Genomic DNA, 5,542 nt, shown 5'->3' on the forward strand with positions numbered 1-5,542 from the left:
CGGTACTTCGTACCGTTAAAAATGGAATAGCAGTTCCGCAGTAGCGGAACTGGCATTCCGTTTAAGCATAATTTGCATTCCAGCTCCTCTGCTGACGGAACATATACCACATCCTCCGGAACCGGTGTATGCTTCATCTCCTTCAGAAGCGGACCGAAATTGTATCCCTCCAGAACCTTTCCGTATCTGCGGAAAGCCGGATCTGTTACTTTCTGAATTTTCACGATTTAACCCTCCTTACAAAATTACTGTTTCACAGCTTCTCTGTATCTTCGTTTTGAACTGAAAAAAGCATACCACATCATGGTATGCTTTTCGCCGCTTTTCTTGACTCATTCATAGCACTTTTTTGACATTTTTATGATTCTGACGCTCCACTCTTCCCGGCAGGATCCCGTAACGCTTTACAAATTCCCTGGAAAAAGCCCTGCTGCTTGCAAACCCGTTGTCAAGTGCGATAGAGCTGATGGTATGATCTGTATGCAAAAGCTCCTTATAGGCGTATGCCATGCGGATATCCTGTAAATATGTCTTAAAATTGACCTTCGCATATTTCCGGAACATTCTTGACAGATATGCATCGGAATATCCGAACATGGCTGCAAGTCCGGAAAGCCTGAGATCCTCCTTGTAATGCTCCCGCATATAAGTGGTTATTTTTGACAAAGCATCCAATCTGCGGCTGATCTTCAGCGCATTCTCCTCCACCTCTGTTTCCCTGTATGCGGAAACCATAAGATAAAGGACTTCATAGAACACTGCCCTGATACGGAATTCGTACCCCGTTTCCCCGGATACGTACACCCGGTACATCTCCCGGATCAGAGAAACCATCCGCCTGTCTGTTTCCTCAGACTCTTCGTTTCTGCTCCGAAAACGGATGAACCTCTGAGCGGTAAAATAATCCGAAAACTGCTTCAGCGGGATCTGCAGTACGATGGTCTCATTACGTACTGGCGCCTGAATAGAATGTACTTCATTGGAATTAATGATCAGAAACTCCCCTGCCTTCAGAGGATACTCGTTCTCATCGATATAAAAATAAAGGCTCCCCTCCATCACCGCAAAGATCTCGATCGAAGTATGCCAGTGTTTTTCCCTTACATAATTTCCGTTTCTTCCTTCAAAAAGAAAAAGCTTAAAAGGAAATCCTTCATTGGGAATGATCAATTCATGCTGAAACTCCATGCTCCTTCTCCCTTTCCTGCTGTCCGGTCTGGACCCGGCGCATCATACTTCCATAAAAAGCCGCCAGGATCTGCTGAAATAACGTTCCGATCATAACCGGAAATAATGTTTCCGCCGGAAAATACGCTCCCGCGATCACCGCACCGGCGCTGATGTTCCGCATTCCGGAACCATAGATCATGGAAACCGTTGCCTCTTTGTTCTGTCTTGTAAGAATGGCAATGATCCAGCCGATGGCATATCCCCCTGCTGCCAGGACCAGGATCGCTGCTGCTACCTCCAGCCGTTCTCCGTTAAGATGCTTCATATAAGGAGAAACCTTGGAGGAATTGGAGGTTACCACAAAGATCAGGCACATTTTTGAAAAAGGTGCCAGCTTTTTCGGCCAGGTCTCCATAACCTTTCCATGGCTGACTTCATTAAGGCACATGGCAAGGACTGCCGGCAGAGCGATCATGAAAACCAGCTCCTTCATCATTCCCACAGTATCCATTTTTACGCTGGAGCCCACCAGGAGCTTCAATACTGCCGGGATCAGAAAGGGAGCCAGGATTGTATCGATCACAACCAGCGAAAGTGACAGCGGACTGTTTCCATTATAAATGGACACCCACATCAGACTGATCACCGCTGCAGGTACGGAAAATTCCAGCACCATTCCTGTGATATAATTCATATTGCCCGGGAACAGAAGATGTCCCAGACCGCAGGCGGCCACCGGTCCCAGCACATGAAGGATCAGCAGCATCAGGATTAGCGGAAGCGGCCGCTTAAACACATCTGCCACATCACGGAACCTGGATTTCAGCGCACCGATAAAGGTCATAAATGCAAAAGCATACGTCACATAGGGCACGCCATGCTTTGCAATATCCGGAAACAGTACCCCCGTAAGCAGACAGGCCGGCGTCACAAAAGCCATCCATTTCTCCATAAAGCTGTTAAATTTTTCCAGCATATCACACCTCTTGTTTATCTTTTTTTACAGTTTATCACAAAAAAACAGCGGTGCAAGAAAAAAATCCCCTGTTTTATAGCCGATTCCGGACAAATATGATATGATAGTACCCATCCAAAAGCAACCTGAAACCAGGGCGGACTACAGATATCCGCCAAAATGATCATTTTTTATGATCTGGAAAACGAGGCCAAAAATGATTTCTTTAATTATACCATGCTTCAATGAGGAAGAATCCCTTCCGCTTTTTTACCCGGAAGCCACTTCTGTCCTCAGGCAAATGAACTGTGATTATGAACTGATCTTTGTGAATGACGGTTCCAGAGACAGAACCCTTGAGATTTTAAAAGAGCTTTCCGAAAAGGATCCTCATGTGATCTATCTTTCTTTTTCCAGAAACTTCGGAAAGGAAGCTGCCATGTATGCAGGCTTCTGCAATGCCGGCGGCGATTATGTAGCAGTAATGGACGCTGATCTTCAGGATCCGCCGTCCCTTCTCCCGGAAATGCTGGAGAAGCTGGAATCCGGAGAATATGACAGCGTTGCCACCAGACGTGTCAGCCGTGACGGAGAGCCACCTATCCGGAGCTTTTTTGCCCGGAAATTTTATCAGCTGATCAATAAGATCTCGGATGCAGATATTGTGGACGGCGCCAGAGACTTCCGTCTGATGAAGCGCAGTATGGTGGATGCCATCGTCTCCATGAGTGAGTACAACCGCTTCTCCAAGGGAATCTTCGGCTGGATCGGTTTCCGCACCTGCTGGCTCCCCTACAAAAATATCGAACGCGTAGCCGGTGAGACCAAATGGAACTTCTGGAAGCTGTTTAAATACGCCGTCAGCGGCATCATCAATTTTTCTCAGGTACCGCTGACCATCGCCTCCTGGTTCGGAACGACCATGACCGGTTTTTCCTTTCTGGTCCTGGTAGCCATCATCGTCCGAAAGCTGATCTTCGATGATCCGGTCCCAGGCTGGGCTTCCACCATCTGTGTCATCATCTTCATCGGCGGCCTGCAGCTTTTCTGCCTGGGTATCATGGGACAATACATAGCCAAAACCTATATGGAGGTCAAGCAGCGCCCCCATTACATCATAGCAGAGTCCAACAAAAAGGACTTTACACCCATACGTTGATTTTCTATTCTGTCGGCAGCTCGACCACCTGATATTCGTGGCCCAGCGCCGGCAGGATTTTTTCTTTTACATCACTGGTCTTCATCAACAGAGTGGAAGTATTGATACACGGATGGCATCCGAAATATTCTTCATCCAGGACTTCTTTATCGATCACCAGGTGTACCTTCTTTTCTTTATCAAAGATCAGTCCCATCAGACTTAAGGACCCCGGGGTAATGTTCAGATATTCCTCCATCTGCTCTCCGTCTGCAAAGGAAAGTCTGGCTGTTCCGATCTGTTTGGACAGAAATTTTGTTTTAAACGGCTTCTCTCCCGGCATCAGCAGCAGATAGAAATCCGTTTTCTGTCGGTTGCAGAGAAAAAGATTTTTGCATATCTGCGCCCCCAGAAGCTGATCCACTGCCTCGCAGGCCTCCATGGTCATCAGTGCTTCATGATCTGCTCTTTTATATTCAATCCCAAAACTATCCAGAAAATCGTACACTGCGATTTCCTTCTCCAGACGGCCCTCGGTGTTCTCCGGTCTTCCTGTATAGACTGTTTTGTCAATTCTTGGTTCTTCCATGATGTCTCCTCCGTTATTTTTACATTCTCATATGTGCAGGTCTTAGTCGCAGCATATTACGCTTTACTGCTTCAACCGTAACCTGCCGATTTGTTTAATCATAGCACACCTGTAACAAATAAGATACTCCGGATTTCCGTCTGACTATTGACGATATCAGCCTCGGATGCTATACTCTCAGGCAGAAAGGGAATGAAGTTCTCCCCCGATCTTTATCGAAACCGCCAATGAGCTGATGACTTCTGTGCAATGCACGGGGTTACCAGCTTTTTTTGATGGATTTTTCAAAACGGGGAGATTGAAAGGAGTTACTATGCCAAAAGAAACTATCCAAAAAGAACATCGGATCCTGCAGCTGAAATATGCTGTCCTTGCAGTGGTCGTGGGAATCTGCGTCGGGATCGTAGATACTATCTTCGGCCGGGGCCTGCTGGCGATCTCTGCTTTTCGCACCGCACACTGGCGCTGCCTGCTGCCCTTCCTGCCTCTGGCCGGACTTCTTATTGTGTGGATGTATCATCATTTCAGCATCTTAAGCTTAAAGGGCATGTCCCTGGTCTTCGAAACCGGGCAGAAAAAAAGGGACCAGATTCCTCTGGCCCTTGTCCCTCTGGTAATGCTCGGCACCTGGATCACCCATCTCTTCGGAGGAAGTGCCGGCCGTGAAGGTGTTGCCGTGCAGATCGGTGCTACACTCTCCCACGAGGCCGGACGCAGGCTGCATATCCGGGAAAATACGCCTGTCATGCTGATCACCGGTATGGCTGCCGGTTTTGGCGGTCTGTTCCAGACGCCACTGGCCGCTGTATTTTTTGCCATGGAGGTGATCGTTGCCGGATATCTTGAGTACGATGCGCTGCTACCGGCACTTATCGCCGCATATACAGCCTCCTTCACCTCTCATTTCCTGGGACTGGAAAAATTTGCTGTGGATATCCAAGACACCTGGACTGTGACCGATCTCCGAAGCATGATCTCTCTCATTGCTCTCGGACTTGCCTTTGGTCTCGCAGGACGATGCTTTTCCGTACTTCTTCAGAAAGCAAAGAAATTATTCGGGGAAAAAATCTCAACTCCGCTGATCCGCATCGGTGTCATGGCCATTCCACTGGCAGCTCTGCTGTTTGTGAGCTATGGCGGACGCTACACAGGTCTTGGAACCAATCTCATCTCCGCTTCCTTTGCCGGAGAAACGATCTACGGATATGACTGGATTCTGAAGCTTCTGTTTACTGTATTTACACTTGCCATCGGTTTTCAAGGCGGCGAAGTGACACCACTGTTCTCCATCGGCGCTTCCCTTGGAGTCGTCCTAGGTTCCATCCTCGGGATCCCTCCCATTATCTGCGGGGCACTTGGCTACGCCGCAGTATTCGGCAGCGCCACCAACACCCTCATCGCCCCGATCCTCATCGGCCTGGAAGTCTTCGGCAACCGAAATACCCTTCCCCTCATCCTGGTATGCATCCTCGCTTATCTGATCAACGGAAATCACTCCATTTATGGAGCACAGCAGAAGGCGCTTTGCAGGTTTGAGGAGTAGATATGTACATATTTTTTATTCGGTCATGACTGACTCGGTTGTGGCCGAGTGAACTACCCAGCACCTAAGGATATCAGATTCGCCATATGATTCCTTTCTTCAGCTATTAATGGATTCTATCTCCGAATCATCATATATTTTCTTTAA

Annotated in this window: 6 protein-coding genes and 1 riboswitch; of the genes, 2 read left to right on the forward strand and 4 right to left on the reverse strand. The window is 48.0% G+C overall.

Features of this window, described 5'->3' with window-relative positions:
- The 3 genes from EAI83_RS16800 to EAI83_RS16810 form a co-directional block, all read right to left on the reverse strand.
- The coding region (locus tag EAI83_RS16800; protein WP_129976268.1) for a DUF4867 family protein at window positions 1–224 on the reverse strand (224 nt) is incomplete at its 3' end.
- A 112-nt stretch (window positions 225–336) separates the two neighbouring features.
- Window positions 337–1,188, reverse strand: a complete 852-nt coding sequence (locus EAI83_RS16805) for an AraC family transcriptional regulator (RefSeq protein ID WP_059086155.1) — start codon at window positions 1,186–1,188, stop codon at window positions 337–339.
- The gene (locus EAI83_RS16810) at window positions 1,172–2,146 is read right to left on the reverse strand and encodes a bile acid:sodium symporter family protein (RefSeq protein WP_059086156.1); all 975 of its coding nucleotides are present in this window, start codon (window positions 2,144–2,146) and stop codon (window positions 1,172–1,174) included. The genes EAI83_RS16805 and EAI83_RS16810 overlap by 17 nt, the downstream gene beginning before the upstream one ends.
- 196 nt (window positions 2,147–2,342) lie before the next feature.
- Here EAI83_RS16810 and EAI83_RS16815 point away from each other — a divergent pair, with 196 nt between their 5' ends.
- Entirely contained in the window at window positions 2,343–3,284 is a 942-nt protein-coding gene (locus tag EAI83_RS16815) for a glycosyltransferase family 2 protein (RefSeq protein WP_015527465.1), read from the forward strand.
- Window positions 3,285–3,288: 4 nt separating this feature from the next.
- Here the strand turns inward: EAI83_RS16815 and EAI83_RS16820 are convergent, their stop codons facing one another.
- Entirely contained in the window at window positions 3,289–3,852 is a 564-nt protein-coding gene (locus EAI83_RS16820) for a prolyl-tRNA synthetase associated domain-containing protein (protein ID WP_110102826.1), read from the reverse strand.
- 179 nt (window positions 3,853–4,031) lie between these two features.
- A riboswitch (Fluoride riboswitch) is annotated at window positions 4,032–4,104 on the forward strand.
- 61 nt (window positions 4,105–4,165) lie between these two features.
- Between EAI83_RS16820 and EAI83_RS16825 the strand changes: the two genes are divergently transcribed.
- The gene (locus tag EAI83_RS16825; protein ID WP_178817938.1) at window positions 4,166–5,395 is read left to right on the forward strand and encodes a chloride channel protein; all 1,230 of its coding nucleotides are present in this window, start codon (window positions 4,166–4,168) and stop codon (window positions 5,393–5,395) included.
- The last annotated feature ends 147 nt before the right edge of the window (window positions 5,396–5,542 follow it).

Source organism: Blautia sp. aa_0143 (genome assembly GCF_004167315.1).
GTDB lineage: Bacteria > Bacillota > Clostridia > Lachnospirales > Lachnospiraceae > Blautia_A > Blautia_A fusiformis.

Bases quoted from the DNA above. Each gene is read 5' to 3' on its own strand.
- EAI83_RS16805 (WP_059086155.1), bottom strand. From the start codon at position 1,188: ATGGAGTTTCAGCATGAATTGATCATTCCCAATGAAGGATTTCCTTTT.
- EAI83_RS16810 (WP_059086156.1), bottom strand. From the start codon at position 2,146: ATGCTGGAAAAATTTAACAGCTTTATGGAGAAATGGATGGCTTTTGTG.
- EAI83_RS16815 (WP_015527465.1), top strand. From the start codon at position 2,343: ATGATTTCTTTAATTATACCATGCTTCAATGAGGAAGAATCCCTTCCG.
- EAI83_RS16820 (WP_110102826.1), bottom strand. From the start codon at position 3,852: ATGGAAGAACCAAGAATTGACAAAACAGTCTATACAGGAAGACCGGAG.
- EAI83_RS16825 (WP_178817938.1), top strand. From the start codon at position 4,166: ATGCCAAAAGAAACTATCCAAAAAGAACATCGGATCCTGCAGCTGAAA.